Genomic DNA, 473 nt, shown 5'->3' with positions numbered 1-473 from the left:
AGGCCGTCGTCGACGTTCTGCGCGGCGGCCACCAGGCTCTGCGGATCGGTAAGAACGTTCTCGAGCTCGAACGCCGGGTGCCCGCCATCTCCGGCAAGAAATTCGGCGTGATGTGCAACTCCGGTTCCTCGGGCCTGTACCTGGCCATCGAACTTCTCGGCCTGCCGAAGGGCAGCGAGGTGATCACCTCGCCGCTGACGTTCTCCACCGATGTTGCGCCGATCGTGCGCGCCGGCCTCATCCCCGCCTTCGTCGACGTGGAGCCGAACACGTTCAACGTCGACGTGAGCAAGATCGAGGCGATGGTCACGAGCCGCACCAGTGCCATCCTGATCCCCAACCTGGCCGGTAACTGCCCCGACTGGGACGCGATTCGCGCGGTCGCCGACCGGCACGGCCTCAAGGTCATCGAGGACACCTGCGACACTCTCGGCGCGACCCTGCGAGGCACACCGACCGGAGCTCGCGCAGAC

At 66.6% G+C, this 473-nt stretch carries 1 protein-coding gene; it reads left to right on the top strand.

Translation table 11 applies throughout. From position 1 onward, the window contains the following. Window positions 1-473 (top strand): DegT/DnrJ/EryC1/StrS family aminotransferase (locus tag R1101_RS0125375; protein WP_016935869.1); only part of this gene is annotated, 473 nt, incomplete at both ends.

Source organism: Rhodococcus sp. R1101, assembly GCF_000278445.1.
Classification (GTDB): Bacteria; Actinomycetota; Actinomycetes; order Mycobacteriales; family Mycobacteriaceae; genus Rhodococcus; species Rhodococcus gordoniae.
Note: the sequence above shows the minus strand (reverse complement) of the source record. Positions and strands in the feature narration are given on the sequence as shown.